General features: G+C 61.5%; 12 protein-coding genes. 6 read left to right on the top strand and 6 right to left on the bottom strand.

The window, feature by feature from the left end; translation table 11 throughout:
- Nucleotides 1-23 precede the first annotated feature (23 nt).
- The 6 genes from ACSQ3G_RS24880 to ACSQ3G_RS24855 all read right to left on the bottom strand — a co-directional run bounded on the left by ACSQ3G_RS24880 (nt 24) and on the right by ACSQ3G_RS24855 (nt 7,751).
- Nucleotides 24-944: a siderophore-interacting protein gene (locus ACSQ3G_RS24880; RefSeq protein WP_436112104.1), complete on the bottom strand. Its 921-nt coding sequence runs from the start codon at nt 942-944 to the stop codon at nt 24-26.
- A complete protein-coding gene (locus ACSQ3G_RS24875; RefSeq protein WP_436112103.1) occupies nt 941-1,741 on the bottom strand; it encodes a 3-keto-5-aminohexanoate cleavage protein in 801 nt (266 codons plus the stop codon). Before ACSQ3G_RS24875 ends, ACSQ3G_RS24880 begins: the two co-directional genes overlap by 4 nt.
- On the bottom strand, nt 1,738-2,721 hold the full coding sequence (locus ACSQ3G_RS24870) for a 3-hydroxyacyl-CoA dehydrogenase NAD-binding domain-containing protein (protein ID WP_436112102.1): 984 nt from the start codon (nt 2,719-2,721) through the stop codon (nt 1,738-1,740). The genes ACSQ3G_RS24875 and ACSQ3G_RS24870 overlap by 4 nt, the downstream gene beginning before the upstream one ends.
- A complete protein-coding gene (locus ACSQ3G_RS24865; protein WP_436113188.1) occupies nt 2,718-4,139 on the bottom strand; it encodes an aminotransferase class III-fold pyridoxal phosphate-dependent enzyme in 1,422 nt (473 codons plus the stop codon). Before ACSQ3G_RS24865 ends, ACSQ3G_RS24870 begins: the two co-directional genes overlap by 4 nt.
- A 227-nt stretch (nt 4,140-4,366) precedes the next feature.
- Entirely contained in the window at nt 4,367-6,298 is a 1,932-nt protein-coding gene (locus tag ACSQ3G_RS24860; RefSeq protein ID WP_436112101.1) for an MOSC domain-containing protein, read from the bottom strand.
- 7 nt (nt 6,299-6,305) lie between these two features.
- Nucleotides 6,306-7,751 carry an aldehyde dehydrogenase family protein gene (locus ACSQ3G_RS24855; protein ID WP_436112100.1) on the bottom strand — a complete coding sequence of 482 codons (1,446 nt, stop codon included), beginning with the start codon at nt 7,749-7,751 and terminating at the stop codon, nt 6,306-6,308.
- Between the two features lie 207 nt (nt 7,752-7,958).
- On the opposite strand from ACSQ3G_RS24855, the gene ACSQ3G_RS24850 reads away from it, so the two are divergent.
- The 6 genes from ACSQ3G_RS24850 to ACSQ3G_RS24825 all read left to right on the top strand — a co-directional run bounded on the left by ACSQ3G_RS24850 (nt 7,959) and on the right by ACSQ3G_RS24825 (nt 15,423).
- On the top strand, nt 7,959-9,446 hold the full coding sequence (locus ACSQ3G_RS24850; protein ID WP_436112099.1) for an aldehyde dehydrogenase: 1,488 nt from the start codon (nt 7,959-7,961) through the stop codon (nt 9,444-9,446).
- Nucleotides 9,447-9,489: 43 nt separating this feature from the next.
- Nucleotides 9,490-10,839 carry a glutamine synthetase family protein gene (locus tag ACSQ3G_RS24845; RefSeq protein ID WP_436112098.1) on the top strand — a complete coding sequence of 450 codons (1,350 nt, stop codon included), beginning with the start codon at nt 9,490-9,492 and terminating at the stop codon, nt 10,837-10,839.
- Nucleotides 10,840-11,010: 171 nt separating this feature from the next.
- On the top strand, nt 11,011-11,703 hold the full coding sequence (locus tag ACSQ3G_RS24840) for a GntR family transcriptional regulator (protein WP_436112097.1): 693 nt from the start codon (nt 11,011-11,013) through the stop codon (nt 11,701-11,703).
- Between the two features lie 295 nt (nt 11,704-11,998).
- A complete protein-coding gene (locus ACSQ3G_RS24835) occupies nt 11,999-12,940 on the top strand; it encodes an ABC transporter permease (protein ID WP_436112096.1) in 942 nt (313 codons plus the stop codon).
- A complete protein-coding gene (locus ACSQ3G_RS24830) occupies nt 12,937-13,773 on the top strand; it encodes an ABC transporter permease (protein ID WP_436112095.1) in 837 nt (278 codons plus the stop codon). Before ACSQ3G_RS24835 ends, ACSQ3G_RS24830 begins: the two co-directional genes overlap by 4 nt.
- 6 nt (nt 13,774-13,779) lie before the next feature.
- Entirely contained in the window at nt 13,780-15,423 is a 1,644-nt protein-coding gene (locus ACSQ3G_RS24825) for an ABC transporter ATP-binding protein (protein WP_436112094.1), read from the top strand.
- Nucleotide 15,424: the final 1 nt, after the last annotated feature.

Here is a 15,424-nt window from a genome sequence, read left to right as displayed (position 1 = left end):
AGAATAACGTACCTCGGCATTGGTCAGTCCCGAATGCGGCCGTGCCGCCAGTAGCCCATGAGATTGACGAGCGTGCGATCGACGCCCCGATCCTTGATCAGCAGATTGCGGATGATCCGCACGGCATCGGCCTCGCCCGCCACCCAGCCATAGAAGCTGCCATCGCGGGTTTCGGCGCGCTCCCAGAGCGAATCCCTGTCGATGTCGATCTCGGCGAGTTCCGGGACGGCGATCGATCCGATCGCACCCTGCGGCAGCCGGGCCTTTGCCGCAGCGTCGATCATCAGGGCTCCGTAGGGAGCGAGTTCTGCCACCGCTTCGGACTGAACCATCCAATGGACATCGACACCGGGCCACCGCGGAAGCGGCAGTCGGTCTCCCGCATCCGGTACCTCGAAGAAAGTCTGTGTCATCGGTGGATCGGGGAGCCCGGAAAGCTCTTCCAGAATACCGATCGCCGCAGGGACGGCCGTCAGGTCCGCGATCAGCAGGACGTTGCGCACGCCTGCCGGCGGTTTCCACTCGTAACCCTGGTTGCCTGCGAGATGGTCCCGGTTCGGGGCCGAGATCTGGACGGGATCTCCGAGATCGGCATGAGCAGCCCAGCGGGATGCGGGTCCGTTGTCTCCATGCAGAACGAAATCGATATCGACTTCGCAGGCATCGGCACGCAGATACCGGATGGTATAGGTGCGCATCGGCACGCGTTCGCCAGGTGGCAGGACCTTGTAGAGTTCGTACCAGTCCGGACGATGCGGGATGGCCGGAGGCAAGCCATCCTGTTTCGGAAAGAAGATCTTGATGCGCTGGTCCGGCGCAAGCGTCGCCATGTGCCTGACCTGCGGACCGGCGAAGGTCAGCCGCGCCATATTGGGAGACAGGATCTCGCGTCGCGCCAGCGAGACATCGAATATCCGGTAGGGCGTCGTGATCGTCATGGTCATGCGCGCCGCCCTTCCTGCATGCGGTCGGCGATTTCGCGGATAGTGGCAACCCGTTCCGTATTGGAAGACGCAATCCGCCCGTCGCTGTGCCACAAGCTGTTTTCGAAACCGACCCTCACCTTGCCTCCGGCCGCAAGAGCCGCCGCGAGGCAGTCCGTTTCGCCGCGGCCGAAGGCGCAGATCATCCAGTCGGGCGGCTGCGAAAACTGCAGGGCGGCATCGAGAAACGGCTCCAGATCCCGGGGGCCGCTTTCCTGATCGACCGCATAACGTCCAAGCACATAGATGACCGAAAGCCGCGAGGTCGAAGCCAGGTGACGCGCCTGAAATTCAGCAAGGCGCAGTACGTCAACCGCGTCGTAGAGGATATGCTGGACGGAGATGCCCTCGCTCTTGCACCAGCGATAGAAATCGACCGCCCTCGCCTCGTCACCGCCTTCCGGGAAGATCTCCCGAAGGGCAGCAGAGACGAAGGCCGGTTTCAGCGTGCGGACAAGTGCGATCTGTTCCTGGGGCGTGTAGATACCTACCGCTTCCGTCGAGATCTGGACGAGCATGCCGGGCACGCGTTCGCGCAGACGCGAGACGAGATCGGCATAAAGACCGATGTCGAGGCTGTGGCCTCCTTCGGCATCGCGCACATGTGCATGAATGGCACCGGCGCCTGCCGCGAAACATGCAGCGGCGGTCCCGACGATTTCGTCGGCAGTCATCGGCAGCGACGGATGGTCGGCCTTTGTCCGACGAGCGCCGGTCGGCGCCACCATGATGCGCGGCAATTCCTGTGAGTGGATCACTCCGCAACCTCGCTCTTGCCGGACAGGGGAGTGTCATCGAGCGCCTTCAGAAGGGCAATAAGCAGCCGATCTCGCCGCGCGCCGAGTTCTTCTATGCTGCGGCCGGCCGCTTCCTGCATGACCCCATCGATCAGCAAGGACTGAACGTCTTCCGTCAGCGATGGATTGCCGAGCGAACGCCAGCGCGCTTCCTGTGCCGGGCCGAGATGTTTGAGATAATGGGCGATGCCGCCCTCGCCGCCGCCAAGATGATAGAGCATATGCGGACCGTCGATCGCCCAGCGCAGACCCGGCCCGAAGCGGATGGCCCGGTCCACGTCCTCGACGCTGGCGATCCCCTCGGCGACGATATGGACCGCCTCGCGCCAGAGCGCCGCCGTCATGCGGTTCGCGACATGGCCTGCGGCCTCCCGAGTGATGCGGATGGGAGCTTTGCCGAGCCGTTCGAAGAACCGGTAGACGGCTGCCTGCGCCTCCGGGCTGCTTTTCGGCCCTGCCACGATCTCCACCAGCGGCAGGAGATGCGGCGGGTTGAAGGGATGCGCGACGACAATCCGCTCCGCCTCCGCACCTCCTGCCTGCAGTTCGCTTGGCTGAAAAGACGACGTGCTCGAACCGATCACCACGTCGGAAGGCGTAAGATCGGTGATCCGTTTCAGGAGCGCCTGCTTGAGGGGCAATTTTTCCGGCGCATTCTCCTGGACATAGTCGCAGCCGGCCAGGACCTCTTCGAGGTTGTCGGAGAAAAACAGCGCGTCCGCCGCTATCGGCGCGACTGATCCGACCTGGCGTAGATCCTCAAGTGCGTTGCCGACAACCTTTTCCAGCCGGACAGCGCCTTCGGGATCGGTGTCGTAGACCCGTACTTTCAGGCCGCGGCTGAGGAAAAATGCTGCCCAGGTGCCGCCGATCAGGCCGGCCCCGATGATCGCCACTGTCTGGATGTTCTCGGATCGGAAGCGGCCAACACCCGCGCTCATAACAATCCTTCCGCCTTGAGTTCATCCGTCACGTCGACAATAGCGGCACGCACAAGATCGGCAATCGTGGCCATATCTTCGGTCGTGGTGATAAACGGCGGCGAGAGGGCCAGCACGTCAGAATTCGGCAGGGCCCGCAGCAACAGTCTGTGACGGCGGGCGGCAAGCGAAACCCGCCCGGCGATCTTGGCGGAAGCCTCGAAGGAGCGCTTCTGCGTCTTATCCGCCACCAGTTCGATACCCATCATGAAACCGGCACTTCTGATATCGCCGACAATGTCGAGATCGAGCAGCCGGTCGTCGAAGGTCTTGCGGAACACCGGCGCCATCTCGGCGACACGCTCCACGAGGTTCTCGCGTTCGAGGATATCAAGGTTCGCCATGGCGGCGGCGGCACAAGTGGGATGACCGGAATAGGTGAAGCCATGCGCGAAAGCCCGGCCGTCACCGGCAACGGTTTCGAACACGTCCCAGATCTTTTCCCCGACCAGGACCGCCGAAAGCGGCAGGTATCCGCTGGTCAGGCCCTTGGCGGCCAGGATCAGGTCCGGCTCGATCTCGTAAAGGTCGGAGGCAAACCAGCGGCCCAGACGACCGAAGCCGGTGATCACCTCGTCGGCGATCATCCGCACGTCGTATCTGTCGAGAACCTTGCGGATTTCCTGGAAATAACCCTTCGGCGGCGGAAGGACACCGCCAGTACCCATGACTGGCTCCGCGATAAAGCCGGCAACCGTATCCGGCCCCTCGGCAAGGATCATCTCTTCGATCTCCTTCGCCAGGTAGGCGGAATAGGCCTCTTCGGTCGCAAAGCCGCGGGCCGGCGCATCGCGATAGAGATCGGGCCGCGAGACATGGCGGGCGAAATCGATCGGCAGGCCGAAATACTGGTGCACCATCGGCACGCCGGAGAGGCTGCCTGAGGCGACCGAAACCCCATGATACGCATAGGCCCGCGAAATGATTTTCCGCTTCTCGGGCTTGCCCCGGCAGATATTGTAGGACCACAGCATCTTTACCGCCGTGTCGTTCGCGTCCGATCCCGACGATCCATAGAAGACCCGGCGCATGTTCGCCGGCGCAAGGGCAAGCAGCCGCTCGGAGAGGCGGATGACCGGTTCGTTGGCGATCGTGTTGAAGGTGTGGAAATAGGGAAGCGACAACGACTGGGCGTGGATCGCATCCGAGATTTCCGTGCGACCATACCCGACATTGACGCACCACAACCCGGCGGCGCCATCAAGGTATTCGACCCCGTCAGTATCACGAATCCGGCATCCGTTCGCCGAGGACATGACCAGGGCGCCGTTGACCCTCTGGTCCCTGATGGAGGTGAATGGATGGAAAAAACCCTCCCGATCCCGGTCCGCCAGGCTCATGTTTCCGTTCGAGACGGCATTCGTGCCCGCCGTATCCATATGCTTCAACCCCAATCCTGTTCGACGACGGCCAGATGAACCGCCGAAACTCATTTACGTCGACGATATATCGCGATCGCAGATCGCACAATATGCAAGATAGAGAATTCTTTGCCATGTCGCGAGAGCCGGCGTACTGCTTTGATATAGATATATATTTCCGGGGAAATAATTTCCGTAGATCGCCGAAAATCCGTTTGGAGCCTGCGAAAACTGCCGGTGGATACCTAAAGATCGACGACGAGGTTTCCAATCGGCCGGGTGCTGCAGGCAAGCACATATCCCTCCTGCTTTTCCTCGCCGCTGAGCGCTGTACGCTCGGGATCGGCACAGTTCGCCGCAAGTATCCAGTCGCCCGAAACGACACGGCAGCGGCAGGTCCCGCAGATACCTGCCTCGCAATCGGCATGCACCGGAATGTTCATGGCTCGCGCAATATCGAGGAGTGTTTCTGGGCTTTTGCCTTCGGCAACAATGCCGCTTTTCCGGAAATTCACCCGATATGGCAAAACCTCCTCTTCCACGGTTGCCGCCGGGTCGGAACCGAAGCTTTCCTCAAGATAGGTAGCATCGGGTGCAAGTTCCCGATGCATCGCTCTTGCCGCTTGCCGAAAGCCGTCAGGCCCACAGCAAAAGGTCACGCGATCGCGGATATCGGGGCAAATGTCCGCAAGCATGATCTCATTGAGGCGTCCCTTGTAAGATGGGGACGAAGGACCATCGATCGAGGTCACGCCGGGGGACGTCAAATTCCAGGAGAGCTTCAACCTGTCTCCCATCTGCCGCTTCAGGAGAAGCAGCTCCTCTGTAAAGGGCAGATCTTCGGTGCTGCGAGCACTGTGATGGAAGACGACATCATGTGGCAGATCGAGGTCGGCGACATACCGCAGCATGGCGATCATCGGCGTGATGCCGCTGCCGGCCGACACCATCAGCAGCGAGTGTTTCTCGCCCGCCGCAGCGAGATGAAACCGTCCATGCGGTCCAAGACCGAGCAGTCGGTCACCGACCTTCAGATTGTCATGCAGCCAGTTGGAAACGCGACCTCCACGGACCCGTTTCACGCTGGCGGCGATATGATGCGGCCGGGACGGCGAGGACGAAATCGTATAGCTGCGGCGTACCGGAACGCCGCCGATCTCCAGCTGAAGCGTGATGAACTGGCCAGGCAGATGGTCGATCGCAGCACCATCCTCCGCCTTGAACCGAAAGCTCCGCATGTCCGCCGTTTCAGAAACGATGCCGGTGCAGATCAGCGGGATCGGCCCCGATCTCCGCGCCGCTTCCTGCTTCGCGAACCTCCGGGCCCGCTTCGTGTCCGGAGGCGGGCGAAGCCTGACCGGCTCCTTGCGAGAGAGGATTTCGACGGCATCTCCCCCGAAAATGCGTCCTGATTGACGCGGAATGAGAAATTGCCCGAAATAGGGTTTTCCGTCCTCTCCTCGGCGCCGTTTTGCGAGCGTCGCCAAGGGCTCCCGATCGGTGCGCGCCTCCCCGCTTTGCGGGTCGAGCGTCGTCACCACGCAGCGATCGCAACCGCCGGCGACATCGAATTCGACCCCGCCGATACGGATCGATCCCCAACTATCCTCGTCAAACGGCAGCGTTCTCGAAACGACGACATTGGGCCGGAAACAGGCCATCTCGGCCGGCGTCTCCAGATACTCGTTCAGGTCGTCGAGAGAGGATTTGCCCATCAGCAGAAGCGGTGCGGTATCGGCAAAGCTGACGGCATGGCCGGGCTTGAAAGCGAGAGGCCGGTACGTTTGCGGCCCCTTCAGCACGAGCCGGCAGGAGTGGCCGAGAAAGCGCGAGAGCCAGTCGGCCGCAGGATCGCCGGCATCGAGGACGGCAACCTCGTCGCCCCATACGCGCGCCGCCCAATTGGCAGTCTGGCGAAGCGCCATACGGGAAAAGACGTATGGCCTGGCTTCCGGCCCCATCAGAATGATCTCGTCACCGTCGATCAGGCAGCGCAGCGTCAGCAAGGCGGGAAATTCTCGGGACGTCAGGCACTCCCCCGAAAGATCGGTCACCATCATGGTCCGATCACCGGCCAGGCCTTCCGGCTCGACCCTTGCGGAAAGGACGTCGATCGCTGAACCGGATTTCAGCGGATAGAGATGCAGGCTTTCGATCCGGATCGTTGGCGCAGACATGGCCGCCTCACATCGAATAGGCGGTCTTCACATTCGTATAGAATTCCTTCGCATAGGCGCCCTGCTCCCGCGGGCCATAGCTCGACCCTCGAATACCACCGAATGGTACATGGTAGTCGACGCCGGCAGTCGGCACGTTGACCATCACCATGCCGCTGCGCGCATGCCGTTTGAAGTGCTCGGCATGTTTGATCGACGTCGTCGCAATGCCCGCGGAAAGGCCGAATTCTGTGTCGCTGGCGACCTGCAGCGCCTCGTCGTAGTGCTTGACGCGAATGACCGCCGCGACCGGCCCAAAAACTTCTTCCCGGTTGATGCGCATATCGTTCGTCGTTGCGGAGAAAAGGGCGGGCTGAAGGAAAAAGCCCTGCGTATCGCGCTTCAACAACTCGCCGCCGGTTTCCAGAATGCCACCCTCGTTCCGCGCGATATCGATATAGTTCAGGTCCTGCTCGAACTGACGCTTGTCGACGACGGGCCCGATCTCCGTTTCAGGGCGGAGCGCATGCCCGACGTTCAACCTTGAGATCCGTGTTTTCAGCGCGGCCAGAAAACGGTCGTGAATGCCTTCCGTCACGATGATGCGGCTGGACGCCGTGCAGCGCTGGCCGGTCGAAAAAAACGATCCGTTGGCGACCGCCTCGACCGCGACATCGAGATCTGCATCATCCAGCACGACGAAGGGGTTTTTGCCGCCCATTTCCGCCTGCACCTTGGCACCGCGCGCCGCGACGGTCGCCACCGCCGCGCGGCCGACTCCGGCCGAACCGGTAAAGGAAACCGCGTCGATATCCCGGTGATCGAGGATCGCCTGCCCAACGATGCGCCCGGCCCCCATCACCAGGTTGAGGACGCCGGCGGGCAGGCCCGCGCGATGCAGAATATCAACCAGTTCCCAGGCGCAGCCGGGCACCAGTTCCGCAGGCTTGAAGACCACGGTATTGCCGTAGGCAAGCGCCGGCGCGATCTTCCAGGCCGGGATGGCGATCGGAAAATTCCAGGGCGTGATGATGCCGACAACACCGACCGGCTCGCGCGTTACCTCCACCTTGATGCCTGGGCGCACCGAGGGCAACATGTCGCCCGGATTTCTGAGCGCCTCGCCCGCCATGTATTTGAACACCATCCCAGCACGGACCACTTCGCCCCGCCCCTCGGGCAGCGTCTTGCCCTCCTCGCGGCTGAGCAGCCTTCCCAGTTCCTCCTCGCGCGCCAGAATTTCGGCTGCTGCCTTGTCGAGAATGTTGAAGCGTTGTTGCGGGGTGGCGAGCGCCCAGCCGGGAAGGGCGCTGCGTGCCGCGGCGACCGCTGCATCCACGGCCGCAGCGTCGCCGGTTGAGTAGAGACCGACGACATCAGATAGGTCCGAGGGATTGAAATTTTCCATTGCCTGGACCGATGAAATCCATTCACCGCCGATGATGTTGGGCTTCGCCTCGTTGTGCGATCTCATCGCTTGTCACTCCCGCTGGAAATTGAACCACGGCATTTCACGATGCCGCTTGGCTTTTCGAGAAACCATCCATATAGTGCGATCACAGATCACGCAATATCTCGCCAGATAAAGAGTAATGAAGCGTCATAAGAATATGTAAATACGTAATAAATTTTATGACATCGCTCGCTGGACAAAGACAAAACTCGCAAGAAGGACTTCTGAATGAGCCTCACCGATTGGCACAGGACTGCCCGCTCCCTCAGCCTTGGCAACCGCGCGGTGATCGGCGGTCGACAGGTCGAAGCCCGGTCAGGGCAAGGTTTTGCGTCCGTCAATCCAGCCACGGGAGAGACGCTCGCCGAGGTCGCCGCAGGCGATGCCGAAGATATCGACGCAGCGGTAGCATCCGCCCGGAATTCCTTCGAAAGCGGCGCCTGGAGCCGGCGCGCACCAGTGGAACGCAAGAAGGTCCTGCTGCGCCTCGTAGAACTCATGCGCGCCGAATTGACCGAACTCGCCGCCATGGAGAGCGTGGACATGGGCAAGCTCGTTCGCGATGCCGCCGGCAACGACATCCCGGCTGCCATCAATATCCTTCAGTGGCATGCGGAAGAGGCGGACAAGGTCTATGATGAAATGGCGCCCTTGCCGGAAGGCAACGCGGCCCTTATCCGCCGCGTACCACTGGGTGTCGTGGGGGCGGTCGTGCCTTGGAATTTCCCGCTCAACATGGCGATCTGGAAATGCGCGCCGGCGCTTGCCGCCGGCAACAGCGTGGTCCTCAAGCCAGCGGAGCAATCTCCGTTCACGGCGCTTCGGCTCGCCCAGTTGGCACTCGATGCCGGCCTGCCCGAAGGGGCTCTCAATGTCGTGCCCGGTTTCGGCGAAACGGCCGGCCAGGCGCTGGGCCGTCATATGGATGTGGATTGCCTCGCCTTTACGGGATCGACTGCTGTCGGCAAACTCTTCCTGAAATATGCCGGCGAATCCAACATGAAGCAGGTCTGGCTCGAATGCGGCGGCAAATCGCCCGTCATCGTTTTCCCGGATTGCGGTGACCTGGAAGCTGCGGCGGATCAGGTAGCGAGCGGCATCTTCTATAACCAGGGTCAGGTCTGCTCGGCCTCCTCGCGTCTCCTCGTCCATCAATCGATCGAAAAGACGTTTATCGATCTCCTGCTGAAACGCCTGCCGGCCTACCAGCCGGGAGACCCTCTCGATCCGAAGTCCGGCCTTGGCGCCATGGTCGAGGCCAAGCATGCCTCCAATGTAATGCGGTTCATCGATGAGGGGCGGCGGGAGGCCACGCTGGTGGCGGGAGGCAAGGCTGTCACCATCGGCGGCAAGGGCAGCTTCATCGAGCCGACCATCTTTGCCGACGTAAAGCCGGATTCGACCATCGCCCGGGACGAGATTTTCGGGCCGGTTCTGTCGGTCATGCGTTTCTCGGAAGAGGACGAGGCGATCCGCATCGCCAACGACAGTATCTATGGCCTCGCAGCATCGGTCTTCACCGACGACCTGTCGCGTGCCCATCGGGTATCCGCGCGACTGACAGCCGGAGTCGTGGCGGTCAACGTGGTCGATCCGGTCAGCCCGGCGGTTCCCTTCGGCGGGTTCAAGCAGTCCGGCTCGGGTCGCGACCTGTCGCGCCACGCCATCGAGAAATACACCGCTTTGAAGACCACCTGGATTCGTTATCGGTGCTAACGTGCAAGGCGGACAGGGTTTCACGGGAGAAAGTAGGAAGAGAATGGACATTGCCGGTGCATTGAAATGGCTTGAGGCGCATCCCGAAATCGAAAGCGTCCGGGCGGCGGTCTGCGACCTGAACGGCATCATGCGCGGCAAGCGTCTTCCGCGCGACCAGGCCAAAAAGGCATTGGAAGGCGGCTTGAGAATGCCGCTCTCCGTCCCGGGCCTCGATATCTGGGGCAAGGACATAGCGGGCAATCCCATGGTGTTCGAGACGGGCGATGCCGATGGCCGCTGCGACTGGACGGGCCGCGCCGTGATGCCGATGAACTGGCTCGCCCGGCCGACGGCCATGCTGCCGGTCTGGCTTGCCGACGAGCATGGCGTTCCTTTTCTCGGCGATCCGCGCCGTGCGCTGGCCGCCGTGCTGGCCGGTTATGCCGAACTGGGCCTGACGCCTGTGACGGCGACGGAACTCGAGTTCTACCTGGTCGATCCCAATGCGGATCTGCCGCTTGGGCCCCTTTCCCCCGTCACCGGCCGGCGCCTCGACAGTGCTGCGGCCATGGATATGGACGAGGTCGATCAGTTCGAGGCCTTTATCGACGATGTCTACGTCGCCTGCCATGAGCAGGGCATCCCGGCCGATACGACGATCGCCGAAAACGGCATCGGTCAGTTCGAGATCAATCTCAACCACACGTCCGATGCCCTTCAGGCAGCGGACGACGCCCTGTTCTTCAAACGCACTGTCAAAGGTATCGCGCGCAAGCATGGGCTGGCGGCCTGCTTCATGGCGAAACCCTACGGCCATCATTCAGGCAGCGGGTTCCATATCCATTTCAGCCTGCTCGACCGGGAGGGCAATAACGTCTTCGACAATGGCGGAGACGAAGGAACCGAGATGATGCGCCATGCGATCGGCGGCATGCTGGCGGCGATGGCCGAAAGCACCCTGATCTTTGCCCCGCACTACAATTCCTACCGCCGGCTGCGGCCAAACTCCTACGCTCCGACAGCGGTCGCCTGGGGTTACGAAAACCGCATGGTCGCAATTCGCATCCCCGGGGGAAGCCACAAGGCGCGTCGCATCGAACATCGGGTCGCAGGCGCCGACGCCAACCCCTATCTGGTGATGGCGGCGGTTCTCGGAGCGGCATTGATCGGCATCCGCAAGCAACTTTCGCCTGGGGACCCGCGTAGCGGCGACGCATACGGCAAGGATCTCGAAAAATTGCCGCTCGATTGGCATTCGGCGATCAATACCTTCGAGGAGGGGCAACATGTCTCGGAGATATTTTCTCCGGTCCTGCGGTCGGGGCTGGTGGCCTGCAAGCGGCAGGAGCTCGAAGCCTTCGCCACCCAGATCACCCAGTTCGAATATCGCACCTATCTCGAGACGGCGTGAGATATCATCCACGTCCTGAGAACAATTACGATCGCAGATCGCAAAATTTTGCTGGGATGATGTGGTTGTCCCGATGACATCAGCCGGCTAACAGTTTAGAAAAACAATAAAAGACGAGGTTTAAGGTCGCAGCCCATCAGGCGGCGCGGCGACAACAACACGGGAAGTAAGATGGCTAAAAAGCAGCAATTCGGTCTTTCGGCGGTCGAAGTCGAACCCCTTCACGAGAAAGTCTATGCGGAAATCGTCCGTGCCCTCGTGTCTGGACGGTTCGAGCCGGGCCAGAAGCTGACATCCCGCAAGCTCGCACAGGAACTGGGCACAAGCGACATGCCGGTTCGGGCCGCGCTAATGCGCCTGCAGGCCCAGCAGGCGCTGCGTCCCCTGCCGAACGGTAGTCTCGAAGTGCCACAGATCACCGCTTCCGAATTTGCGCAGTTGATGGATGCCCGCACCGTCGTGGAAGGTGCCGCAACCGAGCGCGCCGCTTCGATCATCAACGGCAACAATCTGCGCACGATCCGCAAGCTGAGCGAAGAGCTAACCAATGCGGCGCGAGCCGGCGATATCGACCGTTACCTTGCCGCCAACTACGATTTCAAATTCACCATTTACCGCCACTGTGGCAACGCGCCGCTGCTCTTCCTCATCGAGACATTATGGATGCAGATCGGCCCTTTTCTCCGCCGTTATTCCGGCAGTTTCGACGGGGCCCTCTCGGGCATCCTGGAAATCGACTATCATGAGGATGCACTCGAAGCGCTGGAGAAGGGTGACGGACTAAAAGCCCGTGGGGCCATCGTGCGCGATATCAGCGAAGGGGCTGCCTATCTGCTGAAGCATGCAGAGTTCGCCGCAGGCTAAAACTGCCGACTTCTTTTTGAGAAAACTTGGCAGATACCCGCTTTGACAAAAAATATTATCATTTATCTTCAGTAATTTAAACTGCATATCTTTCTCATTTTCGCATACGTATTGCGCGATCGAAGATCGCAATATATTAAAGCCATAACAACGATCTGCGAATGTCAGACATGGGAACAGAGAACATGGAATCTGCCTGCGAAATCGATGATTTCGTCAGGCCGCTCGCGCGGCCCGGCGATTGCCCTGATGCAGGAACGAACTACGTCGCGGCAGGCCTGAGAGGCGTAAGACGATGATCCGCTTCCTGGCTGGCCGCCTCGCTTCGGCAATTCCCACCCTCTTCATCGCCTCTACCGCTGTTTTCGTCATGATGCGGATGATCCCCGGCGATCCGGCATCGATGATGCTCGGCGATCTGGCAACGGCCGAGCAACTCGCCGCGCTCCGCAGCAAGATGGGCTTCGATAGCTCGATCGTCTTCCAGTACCTGATCTGGCTGGGCAACACCCTCACCGGCGATTTCGGCACGTCGATCGGCACCGGCGATCCGGTTCTGCCGATGATACTGGAGCGGTTCGGCGTATCTGCAACGATCGTCGTCGTCGCCGTCTTTTTCGCCTCGCTGATCGCGGTGCCGGCGGGCATGATCGCCGCCTGGCGGCAGCACAGTCTTGCGGATATCGGCGTCGTCGCCACGTCTACGCTTCTCCTCTCCATCCCAAGCTTCTGGCTGGGGCTGATGATCCTCCTCTTTTTCGGCCTTTGGCTGAGATGGTTCCCGATCATCGGCTACGTGTCGTTCAGCGAGGATTTCGGCACCGCGCTCATGTATATTTTCATGCCGGTGCTGACCCTGGTCCTGGTCGAACTCGGTGCCATCGTCCGCATGGCGCGCGCCGCGACCATCGAGGTCGCCCGGCTGGAATATATCACCCATGCACGCGCCAAAGGGCTCAGCGAGAGCGCCGTCATGTGGCGGCATGCTTTCAAGAATGCTTTTGCGCCTACCTGGACCTTGATCGGGCTGATCCTTGGCGGGCTGCTCGGGGGCATTGCCGTCACCGAGACGGTGTTTACCATTCCCGGCCTTGGTCGGCTGCTGATCGATGCCATCTATGCTCGCGACTATCCCGTCGTGCAGGGATGCATCCTGTTCATCAGCACGATCTACATTCTCGTCAATCTCATGGTTGACCTTCTTTATCCGATCTTCGACCCGAGAGTTGCGCAATGACTGCTATGTCCCTTCGCCTCCCTCGCCGCGGCGTGAGTGCCGCCATCGGCGGAACGATCGTGGCGCTGCTGGTGCTGCTGGCGGTCGGCGGACCGCTGATCTCACCTTACGATCCGCTGAAGCTCGACCTTCTCGCGCGCCTGAAAGCGCCGGGAACAACCGGCCACCTGCTCGGCACCGACGAGTTCGGGCGCGACATTTTGAGCCGGCTGATGTATGGCGCGCGCACCAGCGCCTGGATCGCGTTTGCGACCGTCGCCTTCGCGATCGCCTTCGGCCTCGTCTTTGGCGTGCTTGCCGGCTTTTACCGCGGCGCCAGCGACCGGGTGATCATGATGTTCAACGACGCCCTTCTCGCCTTTCCGGGCCTGCTCCTGGCGCTCGGGATCATGGCCGTGACCGGAGCCAGCCGCGAAGCAATCGTCGTGGCGCTCGGGCTTGCCTATATGCCAGCCGTCGTGCGCGTCGTCCGGGCGAGTGTGATGTCGATCCGCGAGCGCGAATATATCGAGGCATCGCATGTGATGGGCAACAGCGAGATCGTGACGATGGTCCGCCATGTACTGCCCAATTGCGTTGCACCCGTCACCGTGCTCGCGACCACCATGTTCGGTTGGGTGATCCTGTCGGAAAGCGCCCTCTCCTTCCTGGGTCTCGGCGTGCCGCCACCGGCACCGAGCTGGGGCAACATGCTGGCGAGCGCCAGGCCCCTCATCACCCAGGCGCCCTATCTCATCGTGCTTCCCGGCCTTTGTATCGCGCTGACGCTGCTCGGCATCAACATGCTGGGCGATGCGGTGCGCGACTGGCTCGACCCCAAGATGCAGGGCTGAGAAACAATGACCGAAGATAACCAAAGCACAGCCGTCATCGCCGCGAAAAACCTCTCCGTCAGCGTCAAGGGCCTGGCCCGGGTCGTCGACGGGCTTGATTTTGCGATCGAGCCTGGAGGCATGCTGGCGCTAGTCGGCGAGTCCGGCTCCGGCAAGACGATGGCAGCGCGGTCCATCCTTGGCCTGCTGCCGTCACCTTTGGCCGTCACGCCGGAAAGCAGCATCCGCTTTCATGGCAGGGAACTTGTCGGAGCCGCATCGAAATCGATGCGGGATATTCGCGGCGCCCGGATCGGCATGGTCTTCCAGGAGCCGATGGTGTCGCTCAATCCGTCGATGACGATCGGCGACCAGATGGCCGAGGGCCTGGCCCTGCATCGAAAACTAGGCAAGGCCGAGATCCGCGACCGCTGCCTTGTCATGCTGGAGCGCATCCAGATCCAGAATCCGACACGCTGCCTGTCCGCCTATCCGCACGAGTTTTCCGGTGGCATGCGCCAGCGCATCATGCTGGCATCAGTCATGCTTCTGAAGCCGGAGCTGCTCATCGCCGACGAGCCGACAACCGCGCTCGACACGCTGGTGCAGCGCGACGTCCTCGACCTGATGGCGGAGCTGACCAGGGAGAACGGCACGGCGGTCCTGCTGATCAGCCATGACCTCGGCATGGTGTCCCATTACGTGCGCGATGTCGTGGTTATGCACAAGGGCAAGGCGGTCGAACAGGGCCGCAGCTTCGACGTACTTTCCGCACCCAGGCATGAATATACCCGCAGGCTCGTCGATGCACTTCCGCGACGAGCCGCAGGCGGCACAAGAAATGTCACCCAGCAGCAGCAGCCGCTGGTCGAGATCCGCGACCTGACCATCGATTATCCCGGCCGGCGCAATTTCCTGAAGCCGACTGAACCGAAGCGGGCCGTCGATGGCGTCGATCTGTCGATCGGACGCGGGGAGACCCTCGCGCTCGTCGGCGGTTCGGGCTCGGGAAAGACCACGCTCGGCCGGGCGATCGTAGGCCTGGTTGGCATAACCGACGGGACGATATCCTTCGGCGGCGAAAAGATCGAAACCGGCAACAGCGACCTGGCGCGAAAACAGCGCCGCGACATCCAGATCATCTTCCAGGACCCCTATTCCTCGCTCGACCCCCGCCAGAGGGTCGGAGACATTGTCGGGGAGCCGCTGAAGCTCGAAAAGGACATGTCGGCTGCGGGACGCCGCGAGCGGGTGCTGGAGGTGTTTTCCGAGGTCGGGCTCGATACCGCGTTCCTGCGCCGGCTGCCACATCAACTTTCGGGAGGCCAGCGCCAACGCGTCGCGATCGCCCGGGCCATCGTCCGCCGGCCGGCCTTTGTCGTGGCCGACGAACCGGTTTCGGCACTCGATATGACGGTGCAGAAGCAGATCTTGAAACTCGTCCGCGACCTGCAGGAACGTTATGGCTTTGCGTGCCTCTTCGTCTCGCATGATCTCGGGGCGGTGGAACAGGTCGCCGATCGCGTCGCCGTCATGCAGAACGGCCGTATCGTCGAAATCGGCGAGCGCGATGACATCTTCGACCGGCCGAAGCACGAATACACTCGGCGGCTGCTCGACGCGGCTATGTTGCTCGACCGCAAGTTCGACGGCGCAAAGGGTGCTGCCTGAC

Source organism: Neorhizobium tomejilense, assembly GCF_964254135.1.
GTDB lineage: Bacteria > Pseudomonadota > Alphaproteobacteria > Rhizobiales > Rhizobiaceae > Neorhizobium > Neorhizobium tomejilense.
Note: the sequence above shows the minus strand (reverse complement) of the source record. Positions and strands in the feature narration are given on the sequence as shown.

Coding starts and splice junctions, on each gene's coding strand:
- ACSQ3G_RS24835 (WP_436112096.1), top strand. CDS start 11,999: ATGATCCGCTTCCTGGCTGGCCGCCTCGCTTCGGCAATTCCCACCCTC.
- ACSQ3G_RS24870 (WP_436112102.1), bottom strand. CDS start 2,721: ATGAGCGCGGGTGTTGGCCGCTTCCGATCCGAGAACATCCAGACAGTG.
- ACSQ3G_RS24830 (WP_436112095.1), top strand. CDS start 12,937: ATGACTGCTATGTCCCTTCGCCTCCCTCGCCGCGGCGTGAGTGCCGCC.
- ACSQ3G_RS24845 (WP_436112098.1), top strand. CDS start 9,490: ATGGACATTGCCGGTGCATTGAAATGGCTTGAGGCGCATCCCGAAATC.
- ACSQ3G_RS24865 (WP_436113188.1), bottom strand. CDS start 4,139: ATGGATACGGCGGGCACGAATGCCGTCTCGAACGGAAACATGAGCCTG.
- ACSQ3G_RS24860 (WP_436112101.1), bottom strand. CDS start 6,298: ATGTCTGCGCCAACGATCCGGATCGAAAGCCTGCATCTCTATCCGCTG.
- ACSQ3G_RS24840 (WP_436112097.1), top strand. CDS start 11,011: ATGGCTAAAAAGCAGCAATTCGGTCTTTCGGCGGTCGAAGTCGAACCC.
- ACSQ3G_RS24825 (WP_436112094.1), top strand. CDS start 13,780: ATGACCGAAGATAACCAAAGCACAGCCGTCATCGCCGCGAAAAACCTC.
- ACSQ3G_RS24850 (WP_436112099.1), top strand. CDS start 7,959: ATGAGCCTCACCGATTGGCACAGGACTGCCCGCTCCCTCAGCCTTGGC.
- ACSQ3G_RS24880 (WP_436112104.1), bottom strand. CDS start 944: ATGACCATGACGATCACGACGCCCTACCGGATATTCGATGTCTCGCTG.
- ACSQ3G_RS24855 (WP_436112100.1), bottom strand. CDS start 7,751: ATGAGATCGCACAACGAGGCGAAGCCCAACATCATCGGCGGTGAATGG.